This window comes from Duganella vulcania, assembly GCF_009857655.1.
In the GTDB taxonomy this organism is placed as follows: Bacteria; Pseudomonadota; Gammaproteobacteria; order Burkholderiales; family Burkholderiaceae_D; genus Rugamonas; species Rugamonas vulcania.
Genome location: NZ_WWCX01000083.1, coordinates 1 through 18,718, shown reverse-complemented (window position 1 = coordinate 18,718; position 18,718 = coordinate 1). Strand labels below are relative to the sequence as shown.

The window sequence follows — 18,718 nt, the reverse complement described above, 5'->3', positions numbered from 1 at the left end:
AACAGTTCACACGGCGGGGCCAACTATCGGTAAAATCGAGGGTTTTGCAGCCCCGCCTCAGATCGCGAACAAATGGTCAACGATATCGAAAACGCAACACCCGAGAATAACGACGACGCCCCGGCCACGGCCAGCGCCCGCACGCCAGCGCTGATTGCGCGCGAAGTCCAGCGCCGCCGCACCTTCGGCATCATTTCCCACCCCGACGCCGGCAAGACCACGCTGACGGAAAAACTGCTGCTGTTCTCGGGCGCGATCCAGATGGCCGGCACGGTCAAGGCGCGCAAGAGCGGCCGCCACGCCACCTCCGACTGGATGGAAATCGAGAAGCAGCGCGGCATTTCGGTGGCCTCGTCGGTGATGCAGTTCGAGTTCCGCGACCACGTGGTCAACCTGCTCGACACCCCCGGCCACCAGGACTTTTCGGAAGACACCTACCGCGTGCTGACGGCGGTCGACTCGGCGCTGATGGTGATCGACGCCGCCAAGGGTGTGGAAGCGCAGACCATCAAGCTGCTCGACGTCTGCCGCATGCGCAACACGCCGATCGTCACCTTCATGAACAAGATGGACCGCGAGACCCGCGATCCGCTCGAGCTGCTCGACGAGCTGGAATCGGTGCTGAAGATCCAGTGCGCGCCGGTGACCTGGCCTATCGGCATGGGCAAGAACTTCCGCGGCGTATACCACCTGCTCAACGACACCATCATGCTGTTCAAGGCCGGCGAGGAAAAGGCCGACGGCGCCTTCGAGATCATCAAGGGCATCGACAATCCACGCCTGATGGAGATGTTCCCGCTGGAGATGGACCAGCTGAAGATGGAAGTGGAGCTGGTGCACGGCGCCTCGCATCCGTTCGACCTGGAGCAGTTCCTGGCCGGCGTGCAGACGCCGGTGTTCTTCGGCTCCGCGATCAACAACTTCGGCGTACGCGAGATCCTGTCGGCGCTGGTGGACTGGGCTCCGGCCCCGCGCGAGCGCGACGCCACCGTGCGTTCGGTCGATCCGAAGGAAGAGCCGTTCACCGGCTTCGTGTTCAAGATCCAGGCCAATATGGACCCGGCGCACCGCGACCGCATCGCCTTCCTGCGCGTGTGCTCCGGCCGTTTCGAGCGCGGCATGAAGGTCAAGCACCTGCGCCTGGGGCGCGAGATCAAGGTGTCGTCGGTGGTGACGTTCATGGCGTCCTCGCGCGAGCAGGTGGAAGAGGCGTACGCCGGCGACATCATCGGCCTGCCCAACCACGGCAACATGCAGATCGGCGATTCCTTCTCCGAAGGCGAGATGCTGACCTTCACCGGCATTCCGTACTTCGCGCCGGACTTCTTCCGCTCGGTGCGCATCCGCAATCCGCTGAAGATCAAGCAGCTGCACAAAGGCTTGCAGCAGCTGGGCGAGGAGGGCGCGGTGCAGGTCTTCAAGCCGGTGCAGGGCGGCGAGCTGGTATTGGGCGCGGTCGGTGTGCTGCAGTTCGAGGTGGTCGCCAGCCGTTTGATGAACGAGTACGGCGTCGACGCCGTGTTCGAAGGCACCAGCATCAGCAGCGCGCGCTGGGTCTCCAGCGACGACAAGAAAGCGCTGTCGGACTTCGAGGGCGCGCTGGGCCACAACGTCGCCTACGACGCCGCCGGCAACCTGGCCTACCTGGCCACGTCCAGCGTCAACCTGCGCCTGACGCAGGAACGCTGGCCGAAACTGCAGTTCCACGCCACCCGCGAGCACTCGGCCAAACTGGTTTAAGCATCGCTAATGCGTGGCCAGGGCGCGCAGCAGGGCCGGCACTTCGGCACTGATCTCGCGCGCCAGGTAGCCCAGCGGGCCGTGGCGCAGCGACAGCTGCTCCCCGGCCATCGCGTGCAAGGCCACGCCCCACGACGCCGCCTGCTCCAGCGCGGCGCCGCGCGCCGCCAAGCCCGCGATCAATCCCGCCAACGCATCCCCCGATCCCGAGATCGCCAGGCCCGTATTGCCGCCCTTGTGGCGCCATAACGCTCCCTGTGGCGTGGCGATGGCGGTGGTCGCGCCTTTCAGCGCCACCCAGGCGTGCCAGCGCTGCGCCGCCTGGCGCGCGGCTGCTTCCGGTTGGCTGGCGATGTCCTGCTTGTCCGCTCCGGTCAGGCCGGCCAGCTCGCCGGCGTGCGGCGTCAATAGCACCGGGCTGTCGAAGCGGTGGCCGTCGGCCGCCGCGATCCGCATGCCGGCCGCGTCGAGTATCAGCGGCGCGTGCCCGCAATGCGGCAGCAGCGCGCCCACCAGCGCCACGCTGGCCGCATCGTCCTGCATGCCGGGGCCGATCAGCACCGCGCTGGCGCACTGGCAGGCCTCCCGCAGAGCCGCGCCGCTGCCGCTCTCGTGCAGCAAGCCTTCGCCTTCGTCCAGCAGGCCGGCGCGATCATCGAGCAAGCCGCCGCCAGCGCCAACCAGGCCGTCGCCATCGATCCGCAGGCCGCCGTCGGGCGTCTCCTGGAGGCCGATCACGCGCGCCTCGGGCAACGCCACACCCAGCGCCACCGCCGCGCTGGCCGCCGTGGCGATGGTCAGCTTGCCGGCGCCCGCGCGCAGCGCCGCGGTGGCGGCCAGCAGCACCGCACCCGGCATCTCGCGCGAGCCGGCGACGATCAGCAGGTGGCCGCGCACTTCCTTGTCGGCGTCGCCGTCGGGCATGGGGAGCGGCCAGTCGCGCAGCATGCCGGCGTTGATGTCGGTGGCTTCCGCGCTGGTATCCGGTGGGCCGTTCATGATTTCGGCGCGGCCGGCATGTCCGGCTGATGGGTGACCGGCGTGCCCGTTTGCTCCAGCGGCGCGACAAAGTTGGCCTGCACCAGCGCCAGCTTGCCGTGCTTGCCCGCCTGCGGATCGAAGCGATATTCGGTGATGCCGCAATTGGGCACGTCGCCGGCGCGGTCGATGGCCAGGATCGCATCCTCGTCCATCCGCTCCAGCAGGTAGCGGAAACAGTTGACGATGACCTGGTGCGCGACGATCAGCACCCGCTCGCCGCGGTATTCGCGGGTGAGGGTGTCGAGGGTGCTGCGCAGGCGCAGGATGACGTCGCACCAGCTTTCGCCGCCCGGCGGACGGAAATAGAACTTGCCCACGTGCTGGCGCTGCTCGGCCAGTTCGGGATATTTGTCGCGGATGCCCAGCGGCGTCAGGCGGTCCAGGATGCCGAACTCCTTTTCGCGCAAGCGTTCGTCGGCCACCACGGCGAGCAGTTCGCGGCGATCGAGCGCGTCCAGCACCGCCTGCGCGGTGGCGCGCGCGCGGGCGTAGGGCGAGAACAGCACGACGCTGGGGCGGGACTCGGCCGGCAGCGCGCCGAACCAGTCGCTCATCGCCCGCGCCTGGCGCTGGCCCAGCGGCGACAGCGGCACATCGACATCGCGTCCGGCGATATCGATCAGCAGTTGCGAGGCGGCTTCGGCGGCGTCGCGCGCCACGTTGCCGGCGCTTTGGCCGTGCCGCGCCAGCCACAGTTGCTGCGGCCATTTCTGTTCCGTCATGGCCGTCCCTCCAGGTCCAGTTCTATCCACACCGGCGCATGGTCGCTGGGCTTTTCGCGGCCGCGCACGTCGCGGTCCACCTCGGCCGCCTTCAGCGCCGGCGCCAGGCCGGGACTCAGCAGCAGGTGGTCGATCCGCAGGCCGGCATTGCGCCCGTAGGCGTTGCGGAAGTAATCCCAAAAGGTATAAATCGTTTCGTCCGGATGCATGGTGCGCAGCGCGTCGCACCAGCCCTGCGCCAGCAGCCGGTGGAAGGCGGCGCGCACCTCGGGCCGGAACAGCGCGTCGTCCACCCAGCGCTCCGGCTTGTAGACATCGAGCTCGGTCGGCATGACGTTGAAATCGCCCGCCAGCACCGTGTCGGCGCCGCTGTCGATCAGCTCCGCCGCGTGGGCGATCAGCCGCTCGAACCATTTCAATTTGTAGTCGAACTTGGGGCCGGGCGCCGGATTGCCGTTTGGTAGGTACAGGCCGGCCACCAGCACGCCATCCACTATCGCCTCAATGTAGCGGCTTTGTTCGTCTTCCGGATCCCCGGGCAGGCCGCGTCCCGTTTCGATCGGCAGCTGTCCGCGCGCCAGGATGGCGACGCCGTTCCAGCTTTTCTGTCCGTGCCAGATCGCCTGGTAGCCCGCCGCGTTGATGGCCGGTTCGGGGAATTTCTCCTGCGGCGCCTTCAGCTCCTGCAGGCAAACGACGTCCGGCCGGGTCTCGTCCAGCCATCGCAGCAGGGCGGGCAGGCGGCTGGTGATGCCGTTGACGTTGAAGGTGGCGATGCGCATGCCGCCAGTATGCGCAGCCGCGCCGGCGCCTACCGTGCGGCTGCGCACATAACCCAGCGCGATTTTGTTTGACAAGCCGCTTTTTCAGGATTAATGTATTAGTCAACTAATACACCGATACAAAAGATGACCTCCCATACAGCCTCCCTGTTCTCGATCGCGACCGGTTCGTCCGAGCCGATCTACCGGCAGCTGATCGAGCAGACCCGCCGACTGCTGGCCGCCCGCGTGCTGGCGCCGGGTGACGTGCTGCCGTCCGTGCGCGATGTCGCGCTGGCGCTGGCCGTCAACCCGATGACCGTCTCCAAGGCCTACAACATGATGGAGACCGAGGGCCTGCTCACGCGCAGCCGCGGTATCGGCATGCTGGTGGCCGAGCGCAAGGCCCACGCGCACAACATCCGTGAACGCGAGGCCCTGCTGCGGCCCACGCTGGAGCGGGCCGCCGAGGAAGCGCGCCAGCTGGAACTCGATCCCGATGCCGTACTTGCCCTGTTCAATAAAATCCTCAAGGAAGAACCATGAAACCATCCGTCGTCAATGTCGCCAACCTGCATAAATCGTTCGGCGGCCAACAGGTGCTGCAGGGCGTGAACTGGGACATCGCGCCCGGCCAGGTGGTCGGCCTGCTGGGCCGCAACGGCGCCGGCAAATCGACGCTGCTTGAATGCCTGCTTGGCTTGCGCGAAGCCGATGCCGGCGGCTGCACGCTGTTCGGCCAGCCGTCCGCGCAGCTGGGCGACGAGGTGCGCGCCTGGATCGGCTACGTGCCGCAGAAGTCGGACCTGTTCGAGTGGCTCACGCCGGTGCAGATGCTGGACTACTTCAAGGCGCTGTACCCGCGCTGGAACGCTGCCAAGGTGGACAGCCTGCTGGAGCGCTGGGGCTTCGCCGGCGACGCGCGCGGCAAGCAGATCGGCCGCCTGTCCGGCGGCGAGAAGCAGCGCCTGTCGATCATCCGCGCGCTGGCGCACGACCCGAAATTGCTGGTGCTGGACGAACCGGTGGCCAGCCTCGACCCGGTCGGCCGCCGCGACTTCCTGCATGAGCTGGTGGACGGCGTGATCGAGCGCGACACCACGGTGATCTTCTCGACCCACATCCTGTCGGACCTGGAGCGGGTGGCGCTGGACGTGGCCTTCCTCCAGGGCGGCAAGATCACGCTGCAGGCGCCGCTGGACGAGCTGCTGGAAAGCGCGCACCGCATCACCGGCTCGGCGGCGGCGCTGGCGCGCCTGAACCTGCGCGACGAGATCCGCCGCCAGCAGGACCGCAGCGGCGGCGTCAGCATCGTGGCGCGGCTGAACGGCCAGGAGGCGGCCGACCTGCGCGCCGGCCCGGATCTGCGGGTGGAAAACCTCAGCCTGGAAGACCTGTTCGTCGAGGTGACCAAATGAACGCGGCCTACTCGCAATTGCTGCTGCAAGTGGTGCGCGACCGCTGCGCCACCCGCGCGCTGGTGCGCATCAGCGGGCTGGTTCTGCTGGTGGGCGTGGCGGCGCTGGTGTTCGGGAACCACGTCGATCGCCCGCAACTGGGGCGGGGCATGCTGGTCGGTACGTTGTCGTTCCTGGTGCTGTCCTGGGGCGGCGCCTTGCTGAGGAGCGCGGTGCAGCAGAACCAACCGGCCAACGCCTGCCTGGTACCGAAGCTGCGCCACCGGCTGATCGTGCTGACCTTGGTGCTGTACGGGGCGATGACTGTGCTGATCGCGGCGATGTTCGGCGCCGTGTTCGGGCACTTCGGCTATGCGCTGGTTGGTGCCGGCGTGTTCTACAGCTTCATCCTGTACGCGCAGCGCTACGCGGTGCTGGTCTTTCTGCCGTCGTTGCTGATCATTGGGGCGGTGTCGGTACTCAACGCACCCTTGCACGCCTTGTGGGATGCGATAGGCTGGATGGGCGAGCCGGCATTGACCGGCATCGGCCTGATCGCCGCATCGGTGCTGGGCGGCTTCGGCATGCGGGCGGCGTTCCCGCGCGGCGGCGACAGCCACTGGAGCTGGCATGCGCGCCGCATGGCGACACTGCGCAGGGCGCAGGGCGACGCGCCCAAGCCCGGCGATGCCGCCAACTGGAGCCGCTGGACCATGCGCCTGCGGATCGGCTACCGCGCCAGCTTGCGGCGCGACAGCCGTGGCGGCGCCGCGCCGGGCCGCATGCTGCCGCACACCTTCGGCCCGGCCGCGCATGAAGGCGGCTACCATGCCGGTGCGCTGCTGATTCTGCTGGCGGTGGTGGTGCTGCGCGGATTCGGCGATAGCGAGCTGCTGCGGCAGATGGCGCGCTCCTCGCTGCTGCAGGCCAGCGTCCTTGTAAGCGTGGCGATCTACGCGGCCGAGTTGCAGAAGAGTGTCGTGCGCCACGGCGCCGAGCAGGCTTTGTACCTGCTGACGCCAGGCGCTCCGGCGGCGCAGCTCAATCGCGTGCTGGGCGCGGCGCTGTTGAAGCGGTTCCTGCGCGTGTGGCTGGTGACGGTGGCGTGCGCGGCCACCATCGACATGGTGATGCACGGCGCACCGCACCTGTACGCCTCGACCTGTGTGCTGTCGGCGCTGATGCTGCCGCTCGCCTGCACGCTGCTGCGCGATTACGCGAAGATGCCGGCGTCGGCCAACCCGACCGCCATATTGATCGCGACCTTTCTGACCATCTTTTCTTACCTGATGATGCTGGGCGTCGAGCGCACCTGGCCGGCTTTCCCCGTGTTCTGGGTCTGCGCGGCGATCGTGCTGGCTTCGCTGCTGGCGCTGCGCTGGCGGTGGCGGCGCTTTATGGCGCTGCCCGCCGTGCTGCCCGCCGGCCGCCTGCTGGAATAAACGCCGTTATTTGCCCGGCGTGGCCAGTGGCTTGCCCTTGTCGACCACGTACACGCCGACCAGCTTGAGCGGCACCTTGCCGACGTTGAGCGCGTCGTGGACGACACCGGCCGGTATCACAAAGGCCTCGCCGGCCTTGACGCGGCGCGGGTCCTCGCCATCGATGCGCAACTCGCCTTCTCCCTCCAGCACGTAGCTGATCTCGTCGCCCGGATGCGAATGCCGGCCGGCGACGCCGCCCACATCCACCTCGACCCTGGCGACCACCGCCTCGCGGCCCGGCACCGAAACGTCGGCCTTGGTGACCACGGTGCGGTGGATCGCGGAGGCCTGGGCGTGGACCGCGCCGGCCGATACGGCAAGCAGCAGGGCCGCGACGGCGGGCAGGAGATGACGGGCAGGCATGGCGAATGGCATGGCGCATCCTTTCAGGTGGGTGGAGCGCCCGATTGTACGCCGCCGCGTGGTGTTAGCGGTGGCGCCCCAGCCACAGCGCGTCGGCCACCGAAGCTATCCAACAGACGATGCAGACCAGCGCCGCGCCGTTGGTGACCGGGTTGTCGATGCCCGAACTGTGCACACGCTCCAGCACCAGGAACGGATCGGGCGGCAGCCTGCCGCTGTTGACTTCATCCATCAGCGTGCCGGCCAGGGCCAGCGTGGCGCGCAGCAGGTAGCCGCCCGCCAGCAGTGTCGGCACGAGGAACAGCAACCCGCGCGCGCCGCGCCGCAGCACCAGGTGGCCGAGGCCGGGAAATACCAACGCCGAAACCAGCGCGGCCTTGATCGATGCTTTCATGTTGCTCCCGAGGAGTACTTTGACCAAACGCAAAATTGCGCCGCAGCAAGCGGCTTAGAGTACGACATCTTACATGCGGGAGAGAATCATGCGCGCTATATTCGGTATCGTCCTGTTGCTGTGCTCCGTGTGCGTGCACGCCGCCCCCAACGAGAAAGACGCGATCGCCCTGGCCGAGAAGGGCGCGCAGTTCGTGCGCGCGCACGGCAAGGCCGAGATGATCGCCCGCATCAACCGCAAGGACCCGGAATTCAACCAGGGCACCTTGTACCTGGCCATGCGCGACCTGAACGGCATCACCGTCGCCCACCCGACCAACGCGCTGATCGGCAAGAACCTGCTGGATGTGCCTGACGCCGACGGCAAGCCCTTCCGCCAGGAGATGCTGGCGCTGGCCAAGGGCAAGGGCTCGGGCTGGGTCGACTACAAGTTCCGCAATCCGCAGACCGGCAAGGTGGAGGCCAAGAGCACCTACGTGCTGCGGGTGGAGGATGTGACGCTGGAAGCCGGCATCTATAAACACTGAGCCGTGGACATGCTCAGCAAACTGCGAATAGGGCCCAAGCTGCTGCTGGCGCCGGGCGTGGTGCTGATCCTGCTGATCGTGCTGTCGGTCGGCGCCTTCGCCGGGCTGGTGCGGCAGAACCATCGGCTGGAGGACATGGTGCAGCAGCGCGCCGTGCGGCTCAAGGCGGCGGCCGACCTGGTGGCCGGCGCCAACCGCGCCCATGCCGAGATCTACCAGCTGCTCACCTGGATCAACGCCAGCTTCTCGCCGGCGCGCATCGACGCGCTGGTGCGCGACATCCACGCCCGCCACGCCGCGCTGGACCGCCAGTACGTGCAGCTGGAAATGGCGACCCAGGCCAATCCCGCCGAACGCCGCTTCGTCGTCCAGTCGCAGGCGGCGCACGCGTTGTACGTCAAGGCCATCGGCGATGTCGTCGAATTGAGCATGGTCGACCAGTCGATGGCGGCCAACGCCATGTCGACGGCCGAGCGGGCGTTCGACGTGGTGGCGCGCCGGCTTGATGAGTTGTCGCGGCTGGAGGCGGCGCTCAGCACGCGCGCCTACAATGACGCCGAGGGCGAGTTCAGGACCTTGGCGATCTTGATGCCGGTGCTGGTGGTGCTGTCGATCGCGCTGTCGCTGCTGGTGACGATGGCCGTGCGGCGGGCCATGCTGAAGGACGTGAGCGAAATCGGCGCAGCCGCGGTCGACCTGGCCGAGGGCAACCTGACGGTGAAGAACCGGGTCTACGGCAAGGACGAAATCGCCGAGACCTCGCGCGCGCTGGACACCAGCATCCGCAACCTGAACACCACCTTGAAGACCATCCTGGCGTCGGCGCAGTCGATCGACACGGCCTCGCGCGAGATCGCCAAGGGCAATGTCGACCTGACGCAGCGCACCGAGGCGCAGGCCTCCACGCTGGAAGAGGCCAGCAGCTCGATGAAGGAGCTCAGCGACACCGTCACGCAGACCGCCAACAACGCGCAGCTGGCCAATCACCTGGCGCGCTGCGCCACCAACTTTGCGGTGCGCGGCGGCAGCGTGGTGCAGCGGCTGGTGGTGACGATGGCGGCGATCCGTGGCAGCTCGCGCAAGGTGGTGGAGATCGTCAGCGTCATCGACGGCATCGCCTTCCAGACCAATCTGCTGGCCTTGAACGCGGCGGTGGAGGCGGCGCGGGCGGGCGCGCATGGCGAGGGCTTCGCGGTGGTGGCGGGCGAGGTGCGCACGCTGGCGGAGCGCTCGGCCACGGCGGCGCACGAGATCAAGCAGCTGATCGCCGAGTCGGTGGCCGAGATCGAGGGCGGCAGCCGCTCGGTGGAGGAGGCCGGCACCAGCATGGCGGAGATTGTGGCGTCGGTGCAGCAGGTGGGGGATATCATCGACCAGGTCAGCGCCGCCAGCGCGGTGCAGGCGCAGGGGCTGCAGGGCATGCACCAGGCCATCGTCGAGATGGATCAGGTGACGCAGCAGAAGCTGGCGCTGGTCGAGCAAGCCGCCAGCGCTGCATCGAGCTTGCAGCGGCAGGCGGTCAATTTGTCGGAGGCGGTGGCGATGTTCAAACTGGACGAGGGGATGGAACCGCCGCCATCCAGGCTCCCCGCCGGCTCGCCGCGCGTGGTCCGCCTGCGCCTGGCGTCGGTACGCAACTGAGTGGATCAGGCGCCCTGGCGGCTGGCCGGAGCGGCGCGGGACCAGCGGTCGCCTGATTGTTGCAGGTACTTCCTGAAGACGTAACCCCAGGGCATGGCGATAGGGATGATCACCACCACCACGCACTGCGCGAAGATTTCCATGGTATCGGCGTCCAACGTGCCCGAACGCCACGCCGGCAGGACAACCACCAGCGTCCAGATGATTTTCCACGTCAGCTCCCACAGCAGCACCGGCAGCATCTGCAGGGGATAGCGCACGCCCACCGCGCACAACAGGCCGAACGCCGCCAGCATGCAATTGACCACGCCGCCCATCAGGCTCCACGGCTTGTCGTGATGGAGCACGCCAGGCCACACCACCAGGCCCAGTCCCACAGCGATAATCAAATACACGGCTCTCAGCATATACAGACGTACTAATGAAACTTCGTTCATTTTGCGGCTCCTGGTGGTGGTAGGGGACTTACTCGACTTCCTTCAAGATCTTCTCGATGGCCGACACGCGCGCCTTCAGGTCCGCCAGCGAGGCGTCCATGGACGTGAGCGCGGCGGCCGCCTCGGTATGCGCGGCGACGGCCTTCTCGGCGATCACCCGATACGCCTCCTCATGGGAGAAGCGCAGCTTGGCCTGCTGGATGGCGGAGAAATGCCGCATCGCCGCGATCACCACGATGGCCAGCAGCGGAAGGCCTATCGTCAAAAGATATACATGCTCAGCCATAATTGCCTCTATTGTTCAGGGTTGGTGGACAACGACTTGACCGCCTCGGCGATCAAGGCCGGTGTCAGTTCGAAGTCGAAATTGCTGACGTCGAAATAGTTCAGCGCCTTGCCGTCCTGCGACAGCTCCATCTGGCTGGTGACCAGGCCGGCATCCTCCAGCTTTTGCAAATGCAGGTGCAGCAAGGGCCGACTGATGCCCAGCTCGCGCGCCAGCTGGCTCACATAGTTGCGGCCACCCGACTGCAGCATCGCAATGATGCGCAAACGGTGCGGGTTCGACAGCGCCGCAAGCATGCTCAGCAACTGATCCCCGCCAGGAGTAGGCGTTTTCGATTTCATGTGTAAAGAATATCTGACATATGAAACCGCGTCAAGCACGGATGTCGAAAACCGGTGCATCAATGGCGTACAATTACCTCATGGCCTGAAGCAGGAGAAAATAAATGAGCGCCAAGATGGGAAAGTTGAAGAAGTTGCGTGGCAAGCAGCAGGAGGCCGCAAATGGTTCTGAATCTCAGCGGCATACCGAAAAGGCTTTGGCATTTCAGCAAGAAATTGACAGGGCGGCGGAGTTTCGCCTGGACATAGACGCAGCGACAAAATTGACGGACGAAATGAAGCGGCAGGTTTTCATCAAGTTGCGAGAGGAAAATTATGTGGCAAGCCTGCGTCTTGAGGGCTTCGACGTGCGCTCGGACGCGGTCCCGCTAACGCTCGAAGCGCTACGGAGCAAATATGCCCGATAAATACGGCGAGGGCCAGGATTGGTATTGCTATCCCGGCTCCGACGTACTAATTAACTTACTTGGTATCACCGATAGCGCGTCTTTGAATCAAGCTGAGGTGGAATTCACCAGGCTCCGATTGAGTCAATATGATTATCCGGTGTTTCGCGATGTCTCGTTAACCACGCTGAAAAATATCCACTTCTATCTTTTTCAAGACCTCTACGAATGGGCTGGCGAGTTAAGAGCTGTCGATATAAGCAAGGGTAGCACTCGTTTCGCCACTTGTGATCGCATTGAGCCGGAAGCTCAAAAGCTTTTTGAACAGTTAAAGAATGAACGCTACTTGAAAGGTTTGGTCCGGCCGAATTTTATCGCCAGGATGGCGCACTATTTTTGCGAACTCAATGTCATTCACCCTTTTCGTGAAGGCAATGGCAGGGCGCAAAGGCTCTTGTTCGAAAGTATCGCAATTAACGCTGGGTTTGAAATTCGATGGCAGCCGATCGATCCATCATTATGGATTCCTGCCAATGTTGAGGCGTTCTGGGGGCGGCTTGATAACCTCAAGGATTTGTTCGACGCGGCCGTGACTGAAATTATCCCGTAGTGCGGGATCAACCATAAAGAACAGGGCATGACGACGCTACTCTATTTTTCCGCATTGCTGGCAGTCGTTGTCGGCCTGGCGCACTCCATTCTGGGGGAGCGCTACATCCTGATCCGCCTGTTCCGGCGCGATAACCTGCCGCGGCTGTTGGGTGGCACCGCGTTCACCACCGGCACGCTGCGCTTTGTCTGGCATGAGGTGACGGTGGCGTTGTTTGGCTTCGCCGCGCTGTTGCTCCAGCTGGCCGAGGGGCGGCTGAGCGCCGCCTCCACAGCGCAGGCCATGGGCTTGACCCTGATCGCCGCTGGAGTGCTGCCATTGGTGTTCACGCGCGGCAGGCATCCGTCCTGGATTGTCTTGCTCACCATCGGCGTTATCGCGCTGGCGCGCTCCACGCAGGTATAAAACGCAGGCATAAAAAAACGCAGGCCGGGCCGGGTGGCTCGCCTGCGTTGTGCGGTTGGCGCGGCGAACCGCGCTTCTCCTAAATTACTCGTAGTCGCTCATCGGCGCGCAGCCGCAGAACAGGTTACGGTCGCCGTAGACGTTGTCGGCGCGGCCGACCGGCGGCCAGTACTTCAGCTTGCGCAGCGACGGCACAGGGTAGGCCGCCACTTCGCGGCTGTACTTGCGCTCCCACTTGTCGGCGGTCAGCACCTCGGCGGTGTGCGGCGCGAACTTGAGCGGGTTGTCCAGCTTGTCGAACTCGCCGCTTTCGACCTTGGCGATCTCGCCGCGGATGGCGATCATCGCGTCGATGAAGCGGTCCATCTCGGCCTTCGATTCGCTCTCGGTCGGTTCGATCATCAGCGTGCCCGGAACCGGGAAGCTCATGGTCGGCGCGTGGAAGCCGAAGTCCATCAGGCGCTTGGCCACGTCTTCGTTGCTGATGCCGGTGGCATCCTGCAGCGGACGCAGGTCGATGATGCATTCGTGCGCCACCAGGCCGTCGTGGCCCGAGTACAGCACAGGGAAGTGCGGCGACAAACGGCGCGCGATGTAGTTGGCGTTCAGGATCGCGGTCTCGGTGGCGGCGGTCAGGCCTTCCGCGCCCATCATCGCGATGTACATCCACGAAATCGGCAGGATGCTGGCCGAACCGAATGGCGCGGCGCTGACCGAGCCGATGCCGGCGTTGTCGCGGATGTAGCCGTTCGAACGCTGGTTAGGCAGGAACTTGGCCAGGTGCGCGCCGACGCCGATAGGACCGACGCCTGGGCCGCCACCACCGTGGGGAATGCAGAAGGTCTTGTGCAGGTTCAGGTGCGAGACGTCGCCGCCGAACGAGCCGGGAGCCGCCACGCCGACCAGCGCGTTCATGTTGGCGCCGTCGATGTAGACCTGGCCGCCGTGGCCATGAACGATCTCGCACAGTTCCTGGATGCCTTCCTCGAACACGCCGTGGGTTGATGGGTAGGTCACCATCACGCAGGCCAGGTTCTTGGAGTGCAGTTCAGCCTTGGCCTTCAAATCGGCCAGGTCGACGTTGCCGCTGGTGTCGCAGGCGGTGACCACCACCTGCATGCCGACCATGTTGGCCGACGCCGGGTTGGTGCCGTGCGCCGACGATGGAATCAGGCAGATGTTGCGATGGCCTTCGCCACGCGACTGGTGGTAAGCCTGGATCACCAGCAGACCGGCGTATTCGCCCTGCGAACCGGCGTTGGGCTGCAGCGAGACGGCGGCGTAGCCGGTCAGCGCGCACAGCATCTCTTCCAGCTGCGAGATCATTTCGCGGTAGCCGACCGTCTGCGCGTCCGGCGCGAACGGGTGGATGTTCGAGAACTCGGGCCAGGTGACCGGGATCATCTCGGACGTCGCGTTCAGCTTCATGGTGCACGAACCCAGCGGGATCATGGTGCGGTCCAGCGCCAGGTCCTTGTCGGCCAGGCTGCGCAGGTAGCGCAGCATTTCGGTTTCGGAGTGGTAGCGGTTGAAGACCGGGTGGGTCAGGTAGTCGCTGGTGCGCGACAGCGATGCCGGGAATGCCTGTGCAACGGCGGCTTCCACGGTGTCGAAGTCCGGGCCGTGGGCCGGGCCGCCGACAGGGTGGGCGAACACGGTCCACAGCAGCGCGATGTCTTCGCGGCTGGTGGTTTCGTCCAGCGACACGCCGACGTGGGTGGCGTCGATCATGCGCAGGTTCACGCCGTGCGAGTGGGCCGACGCGTGCAGCTGCTCGGCGCTCTTGACGGCGACGGTCAGCGTATCGAAGAAGGTGTCGTTGGTGACGGTGTAACCCAGCGTCTTCAGGTTAGCGGCCAGCACGCCGGTGTAGCGGTGCACGCGCTGGGCGATCTGCTGCAGGCCTTTCGGGCCGTGGTAGACGGCGTACATCGACGCCATCACCGCCAGCAGCACCTGCGCGGTGCAGATGTTGGAGGTGGCTTTTTCGCGGCGGATGTGCTGCTCGCGGGTTTGCAGCGCCAGGCGGTAAGCCTTGTTGCCCTGGGCGTCGATGGTGACGCCGACCAGGCGGCCCGACATGCTGCGCTTGAATTCGTCGCGGGTCGACAGGTAGCCCGCGTGCGGGCCGCCGAACCCCAGCGGCACGCCGAAGCGCTGGCTGTTACCGACCACCACGTCCGCGCCCCATTCGCCCGGAGGCGTGAGCATGGTCAGCGCCAGCAGGTCGGCGGCGACCACCACCATCGCGCCCTTGGCCTTGACCGTTTCCACGTCGGCCTTGTAATCGCGCACCGCGCCGTTCACGCCTGGGTACTGCAGCAGCACGCCGAAGCAATCGCCCACTGCCGACAGTTCGGCCGGGTGGAAGGTCTTCACTTCGATGCCCAGCGGCTTGGCGCGGGTCTCGACCACTTCGCGGGTTTGCGGCAGCACGTCTTCGGCGACGTAGAACACGGTCGATTTCGACTTGCCCACGCGCTGGATCAGCGTCATCGCTTCAGCGGCGGCCGTGCCTTCGTCCAGCATCGACGCGTTGGCGATGCCCATGCCGGTCAGGTCGGTGATGGTCTGCTGGAAGTTCAGGATCGCTTCCAGGCGGCCTTGCGAGATCTCCGGCTGGTACGGGGTGTAGGCGGTGTACCAGGCCGGGTTTTCGAAGATGTTACGCAGTACCACGCCAGGCGTGACGGTGTTGTAGTAGCCCTGGCCGATCAGCGACTTGAGCACCTTGTTCTTGGAGGCGATCTTCTTCAGCTTGGACAGCGCTTCCTGCTCCGGCATCGGCTGCGCGTACGCGCCCAGCGGCAGGGCGCCTTTGTTGCGGATGTTGGCGGGGACCAGGGCGTCGATCAGGGCTGCGCGCGAGGCGTAGCCGAGTACCGACAGCATGGCTTCCTGTTCTGCGGCGTCAGGGCCGATGTGGCGGGCGATGAAGGCATCGCGGGCTTCGAGTTGGGTCAGGCTGGTGCGGGTCATGATTTGTCAGGGCCAATAAGGATGCGGATTGCCGGCGCGGCGCGCGGGCTAAGATGGGTAAAAACGCGAAGGGCCAGCGTGCTGCTGGCCCTCTGGCGGAATTACGCTTCGGTGGTCTTGCCGTAAGCGGCGGCGTCCAGCAGGCCGTTGATCGCTGCGGCGTCGGCCGGCTTGATCTTGAACAGCCAGGCGGCGTAGGCGTCGCTGTTGATCGACTCTGGCGCGTTGACCACGTCGTCGTTGACGGCGATGACTTCGCCGGCCACTGGGGCGTAGATGTCGCTGGCTGCCTTGACCGATTCCACCACGGCGGCGTCGTCGCCGGCGCCGTAGGTCGCGCCGACTTTCGGCAGTTCGACGAAGACGATATCGCCCAGCGCGTCCTGCGCGAACTCGGTGATGCCGACGGTGACGGTGCCGTCAGCTTCAGCGCGTACCCATTCGTGGGATTCGGTGTACTTCAGGTCTGCAGGGATGTTCATGTAAAGCTCCAGAGGGTGGGTGTCAGGGTAATAACTTGGTACGATTAATTCAAACAGCGAGGATTTTACCGTTGCGCACGAACGGCAGCTTGACCACCGACGCGGCCAGTTTCTTGTCGCGGATCTCGACGTGCACGGTGTCGCCGACGGCCACGCCGTTGGGCACGCGCGCCAGCGCGATCGCCTGCTGCATGGTCGGGCTGAAGGTGCCGCTGGTGATCTCGCCGGTGGCGTCGGTGCCGGCCACGATCACCTTCTGGTGGGCGCGCAGCACGCCGCCTTTTTCGCGCAGGATCAGGCCGACGAACTGGGCGTTCTGGCCCATCGCCTGCAGGGCCGCCTTGCCGATGAAGTCGCGCTCGGAGACCAGGTCGATGGTCCATGCCAGGCCGGCGTCCAGCGGGTTGACGGTTTCGTCCATGTCCTGGCCGTACAGGTTCATGCCGGCTTCCAGGCGCAGCGTGTCGCGCGCGCCCAGGCCGGCCGGCTTGACGCCCGCGGCGGCCAGCGCGTTCCACAGGTTTTCTGCCTGCTCGGCGGCGACGCCGATTTCAAAGCCGTCTTCGCCGGTGTAGCCGGTGCGCGCGATCATCGCCTCGCCAAAGGCCGCGCTCTGGGCGAAGGCGACGTTGAACGGCTTCATGTCGGCCGTGCCTTCCTTCGATTCGGGGATGACTTGCCACACCTTGGCGCGGGCGTTCGGGCCCTGCACGGCGATCAGCGCCATCGCGTTGGCGCCATCGCGGCGCTGGGTGATGGTCAGGCCGCTGTTGGTGGCGGTGTTTTGCTGCTGCATCCAGGCCACGTCTTTTTCAGCGGTGCCGGCGTTGACCACCAGGCGGAACCAGCTTTCGTTGATGAAGTAGACGATCAGGTCGTCGATGACGAAGCCCTGCGGGTTCAGCATGCACGAGTACAGCGCCTTGCCCGACACCTGCAGCTTGTCGACGTTGTTGGCCAGCAGGCCGCGCAGGAAGGCGCGCACATTGTCGCCCTTGATGTCGACCACGCACATGTGGGCCACGTCGAACATGCCGACATCGGTGCGCACGGCGTTGTGCTCTTCGATCTGGGAGCCGTAGTTGACCGGCATGTCCCAGCCGCCGAAGTCGACCATCTTGGCGCCGGCGGCGCGGTGGGCATTGTTGAGTGGGGTGGCTTTGAGCGTCATAAGTCCTCGGTCCAAATCGAATAGGGGTTAACAGAACATACAAGGAAACGCCAAAAAAGAAGCTGATTCCACAATGATCGCAGACCCCTCTGTCCTTGGTACCTGAGAGATTACGGGAGGAGGGTGACTCCTGATTCCCGTGCGCCCCTTCGGTGGGCCGCCGGCTTGCGCCGCGGCCGCTCTCCAGAGTTGGTCCAGTTGGCGTCCCGTCGATACGGTCGCGCTGGTCCCTTGATCGGTCCTTTTGCCTGAGAGTTTTTGGGTAGTGCCCCTTCGGCGGCAACGCTGGTTTGCCCTCTCCCGATCAAGACTCGGGAATATATGTCAGAAGTATCGTGTTGTCAATCTGAAGCCTGTTTTCCGCGCGCACGAATGAAATGCCATAATGAAGCCTGAAAAACAACTATTTGCTAGAATAGATCACACTTATTCAAGAGCCCAGCCATGAGCCAAGATTCCACTACTTACGAGGGCCACGCGTGGTTCACCCTGTCCGGCGACGTCAATAGCGACATGGTGCGCCGCGTCTTCGACGCCGTTGCCGACATGACGGAAGACCGCATCACCACCGCCCACATCCTGATCCAGTCCAACGGCGGCTACGTCAGCGACGGCATCTGCCTGTACAACTACCTGAGCAAGCTGCCGATCAAGATCGTCACCTACAACGCCGGCGCGGTGGCGTCGATCGCGGTGATCCTGTTCCTGGCCGGCTCCGAGCGCTACGCCAGCGAGACGGCGCGCTTCATGGTGCACAAGTCGCACGCCAGCGCACCGCACGGCGCCCGGCCGGACGCGCTGCGCATCATCGTCGAGGGCCTGCAGGCCGACGATGCGCGCACCGAGCAGATCCTGCGCGACCATGTCCAGCTGACGGAAGAGCACTGGCGCACGCACGAGTATTCGGACCTGCACCTGACGGCGACCGAAGGCTTGAAAGTGGGGATGATCAATGCGGTGAAGGATTTCGTGCCGCCGCGCGGACAGCGGGTGGCGAACATCTGATGAGGTATGCGGCGCCTTGCGCGGCGCCGCATCGACCGCGCTGGCCTACTTAACGGTCTTTCTTGCCGGACTGCTTGTTGGCGTCGTTCTTGTGGCTTTGACGGCCGGCCTCCACGTGCTGCTCATGGGTGCCGCCCTGGGTGCCGCTGCCACGCGAACCGCTGGACGAACCCTGGTCGCCCGACTGCTTGCTGCTTCCGGAGGTCGAGCCCTGCTTGCTGCTACTGCCTTTTTGATTCGAGTTCATGTCAATTCCTTTGTAAAAGTGAAAGAGCGTACTCGCCAGAACCACGCCGGAGCTTGCATGCCGACGTGTTTTTGGTATCGCAATGATGCGGGCTCGATCTACTGATCGCTATCGGAATTCCTCTTGGTGGCATGTAGGAGCATGCCTTGCCGCCCTCCTAAAATTCTTCCCACTCGACTTCCTTGCTGCTGTGTCCGCCTGATGCGGCACGCGGCGGGGGCGCGGACTTGCGCCGAGGCGGGCTGGGCGGCGGCGTCCGCGCTGGCCGCGTAGCCGGCGCTGTGGGCTTGGCGGAGCGGC

22 protein-coding genes and 2 riboswitches are annotated in these 18,718 nt (G+C 65.2%); of the genes, 10 read left to right on the top strand and 12 right to left on the bottom strand.

The features are described 5' to 3' along the window. Positions 1 to 72 precede the first annotated feature (72 nt). The gene (locus GTP90_RS27910; RefSeq protein ID WP_161086570.1) at positions 73 to 1,740 is read left to right on the top strand and encodes a peptide chain release factor 3; all 1,668 of its coding nucleotides are present in this window, start codon (positions 73 to 75) and stop codon (positions 1,738 to 1,740) included. 6 nt (positions 1,741 to 1,746) lie between these two features. On the opposite strand, the gene GTP90_RS27905 is transcribed toward GTP90_RS27910, so the two are convergent. From GTP90_RS27905 to xth, 3 genes are read right to left on the bottom strand one after another with little or no spacing between them, the layout of a single operon-like run. Beyond that, entirely contained in the window at positions 1,747 to 2,739 is a 993-nt protein-coding gene (locus GTP90_RS27905) for an NAD(P)H-hydrate dehydratase (protein ID WP_161086569.1), read from the bottom strand. Beyond that, positions 2,736 to 3,503, bottom strand: coding sequence for a histidine phosphatase family protein (locus tag GTP90_RS27900; protein WP_161086568.1), 768 nt, complete (start codon positions 3,501 to 3,503; stop codon positions 2,736 to 2,738). The genes GTP90_RS27905 and GTP90_RS27900 overlap by 4 nt, the downstream gene beginning before the upstream one ends. Continuing rightward, a complete protein-coding gene (gene xth / locus GTP90_RS27895) occupies positions 3,500 to 4,285 on the bottom strand; it encodes an exodeoxyribonuclease III (protein ID WP_161086579.1) in 786 nt (261 codons plus the stop codon). Before xth ends, GTP90_RS27900 begins: the two co-directional genes overlap by 4 nt. A gap of 126 nt (positions 4,286 to 4,411) precedes the next feature. Between xth and GTP90_RS27890 the strand changes: the two genes are divergently transcribed. Genes GTP90_RS27890 through GTP90_RS27880 form a run of 3 tightly spaced genes read left to right on the top strand, consistent with a single transcriptional unit; the run spans position 4,412 to position 7,103 of the window. Next, complete coding sequence (locus GTP90_RS27890; RefSeq protein WP_161086567.1) at positions 4,412 to 4,810, top strand: GntR family transcriptional regulator; 399 nt, start codon at positions 4,412 to 4,414, stop codon at positions 4,808 to 4,810. Further along, positions 4,807 to 5,682, top strand: a complete 876-nt coding sequence (locus tag GTP90_RS27885; protein WP_161086566.1) for an ABC transporter ATP-binding protein — start codon at positions 4,807 to 4,809, stop codon at positions 5,680 to 5,682. Before GTP90_RS27890 ends, GTP90_RS27885 begins: the two co-directional genes overlap by 4 nt. Beyond that, entirely contained in the window at positions 5,679 to 7,103 is a 1,425-nt protein-coding gene (locus GTP90_RS27880) for a hypothetical protein (RefSeq protein WP_161086565.1), read from the top strand. The genes GTP90_RS27885 and GTP90_RS27880 overlap by 4 nt, the downstream gene beginning before the upstream one ends. Before the next feature lie 6 nt (positions 7,104 to 7,109). Here GTP90_RS27880 and GTP90_RS27875 read toward each other — a convergent pair whose 3' ends face one another. Together GTP90_RS27875 and GTP90_RS27870 are read right to left on the bottom strand one after the other, a co-directional pair. After that, positions 7,110 to 7,520, bottom strand: a complete 411-nt coding sequence (locus GTP90_RS27875; RefSeq protein WP_161086564.1) for a cupin domain-containing protein — start codon at positions 7,518 to 7,520, stop codon at positions 7,110 to 7,112. A gap of 52 nt (positions 7,521 to 7,572) precedes the next feature. After that, complete coding sequence (locus GTP90_RS27870; RefSeq protein WP_161086563.1) at positions 7,573 to 7,902, bottom strand: hypothetical protein; 330 nt, start codon at positions 7,900 to 7,902, stop codon at positions 7,573 to 7,575. Positions 7,903 to 7,990: 88 nt separating this feature from the next. Between GTP90_RS27870 and GTP90_RS27865 the strand changes: the two genes are divergently transcribed. Beyond that, entirely contained in the window at positions 7,991 to 8,428 is a 438-nt protein-coding gene (locus tag GTP90_RS27865; protein WP_161086562.1) for a cache domain-containing protein, read from the top strand. Positions 8,429 to 8,437: 9 nt separating this feature from the next. After that, positions 8,438 to 10,069 (top strand): methyl-accepting chemotaxis protein, encoded by a 1,632-nt coding sequence (locus tag GTP90_RS27860; protein WP_161086561.1) that lies wholly within the window; start codon positions 8,438 to 8,440, stop codon positions 10,067 to 10,069. Between the two features lie 5 nt (positions 10,070 to 10,074). Here GTP90_RS27860 and GTP90_RS27855 read toward each other — a convergent pair whose 3' ends face one another. The 3 genes from GTP90_RS27855 to GTP90_RS27845 all read right to left on the bottom strand — a co-directional run bounded on the left by GTP90_RS27855 (position 10,075) and on the right by GTP90_RS27845 (position 11,088). Then, the gene (locus GTP90_RS27855) at positions 10,075 to 10,464 is read right to left on the bottom strand and encodes a hypothetical protein (protein ID WP_371875138.1); all 390 of its coding nucleotides are present in this window, start codon (positions 10,462 to 10,464) and stop codon (positions 10,075 to 10,077) included. 70 nt (positions 10,465 to 10,534) lie between these two features. Further along, on the bottom strand, positions 10,535 to 10,792 hold the full coding sequence (locus tag GTP90_RS27850; protein ID WP_161086559.1) for a hypothetical protein: 258 nt from the start codon (positions 10,790 to 10,792) through the stop codon (positions 10,535 to 10,537). Positions 10,793 to 10,800: 8 nt separating this feature from the next. Beyond that, positions 10,801 to 11,088, bottom strand: coding sequence for an ArsR/SmtB family transcription factor (locus GTP90_RS27845; protein WP_254452083.1), 288 nt, complete (start codon positions 11,086 to 11,088; stop codon positions 10,801 to 10,803). Between the two features lie 149 nt (positions 11,089 to 11,237). Between GTP90_RS27845 and GTP90_RS36685 the strand changes: the two genes are divergently transcribed. From GTP90_RS36685 to GTP90_RS27830, 3 genes are read left to right on the top strand one after another with little or no spacing between them, the layout of a single operon-like run. Next, positions 11,238 to 11,540 (top strand): YhfG family protein, encoded by a 303-nt coding sequence (locus tag GTP90_RS36685; RefSeq protein ID WP_217432039.1) that lies wholly within the window; start codon positions 11,238 to 11,240, stop codon positions 11,538 to 11,540. Then, positions 11,530 to 12,129, top strand: a complete 600-nt coding sequence (locus tag GTP90_RS27835) for a putative adenosine monophosphate-protein transferase Fic (protein WP_161086557.1) — start codon at positions 11,530 to 11,532, stop codon at positions 12,127 to 12,129. Before GTP90_RS36685 ends, GTP90_RS27835 begins: the two co-directional genes overlap by 11 nt. Before the next feature lie 27 nt (positions 12,130 to 12,156). Continuing rightward, a complete protein-coding gene (locus tag GTP90_RS27830) occupies positions 12,157 to 12,534 on the top strand; it encodes a hypothetical protein (RefSeq protein ID WP_161086556.1) in 378 nt (125 codons plus the stop codon). Positions 12,535 to 12,618: 84 nt separating this feature from the next. Here the strand turns inward: GTP90_RS27830 and gcvP are convergent, their stop codons facing one another. From gcvP to gcvT, 3 genes are all read right to left on the bottom strand, one after another. Next, the gene (gene gcvP, locus GTP90_RS27825; RefSeq protein WP_161086555.1) at positions 12,619 to 15,513 is read right to left on the bottom strand and encodes an aminomethyl-transferring glycine dehydrogenase; all 2,895 of its coding nucleotides are present in this window, start codon (positions 15,511 to 15,513) and stop codon (positions 12,619 to 12,621) included. A 101-nt stretch (positions 15,514 to 15,614) separates the two neighbouring features. Then, positions 15,615 to 15,995: a glycine cleavage system protein GcvH gene (gene gcvH, locus GTP90_RS27820; RefSeq protein ID WP_117011360.1), complete on the bottom strand. Its 381-nt coding sequence runs from the start codon at positions 15,993 to 15,995 to the stop codon at positions 15,615 to 15,617. A 49-nt stretch (positions 15,996 to 16,044) separates the two neighbouring features. Then, positions 16,045 to 17,166 (bottom strand): glycine cleavage system aminomethyltransferase GcvT, encoded by a 1,122-nt coding sequence (gene gcvT / locus GTP90_RS27815; RefSeq protein WP_161086554.1) that lies wholly within the window; start codon positions 17,164 to 17,166, stop codon positions 16,045 to 16,047. 79 nt (positions 17,167 to 17,245) lie between these two features. Next, positions 17,246 to 17,363: riboswitch (glycine riboswitch) on the bottom strand. Between the two features lie 29 nt (positions 17,364 to 17,392). After that, positions 17,393 to 17,479: riboswitch (glycine riboswitch) on the bottom strand. A 131-nt stretch (positions 17,480 to 17,610) separates the two neighbouring features. On the opposite strand from gcvT, the gene GTP90_RS27810 reads away from it, so the two are divergent. After that, on the top strand, positions 17,611 to 18,171 hold the full coding sequence (locus tag GTP90_RS27810; RefSeq protein WP_161086553.1) for an ATP-dependent Clp protease proteolytic subunit: 561 nt from the start codon (positions 17,611 to 17,613) through the stop codon (positions 18,169 to 18,171). 49 nt (positions 18,172 to 18,220) lie between these two features. Here the strand turns inward: GTP90_RS27810 and GTP90_RS27805 are convergent, their stop codons facing one another. Then, entirely contained in the window at positions 18,221 to 18,418 is a 198-nt protein-coding gene (locus GTP90_RS27805) for a hypothetical protein (RefSeq protein ID WP_161086552.1), read from the bottom strand. Between the last annotated feature and the right edge of the window lie 300 nt (positions 18,419 to 18,718).